The sequence below is a fragment of the Asaia krungthepensis NRIC 0535 genome (assembly GCF_025995175.1).
GTDB lineage: Bacteria > Pseudomonadota > Alphaproteobacteria > Acetobacterales > Acetobacteraceae > Asaia > Asaia krungthepensis.
This window is the reverse complement of record NZ_BAPV01000024.1, coordinates 1-228: the sequence shown is the minus strand read 5'-3', so window position 1 is coordinate 228 and position 228 is coordinate 1. Positions and strand designations below refer to the sequence as shown.

1 pseudogene is annotated in these 228 nt (G+C 61.8%); it reads left to right on the top strand.

Annotated features, from left to right (window positions below):
• Window positions 1-228, top strand: a pseudogene (locus tag AA0535_RS10845) (transposase); the annotation flags it as partial.

Below are 228 nucleotides of genomic sequence, written 5' to 3'. Positions count from 1 at the left end.
GAACCGGGGCGCATGGGCCGTCCACGCGAGATCGAATTTCGCGAGGTGATCAACGCGGTGCGCTACCTGGTCCGCTCGGGCTGTGGCTGGCGGATGTTGCCGATCCATTTCGGCCACTGACGCACGGTCTATGGCTGGTTTCGAGAGTTGGCCCGGCGGTTTCTGCTTCAGACTATTCATGACGTCGAACTGATGCTCGATCGGGAGAGGTCAGGTCGCGAGACGAGC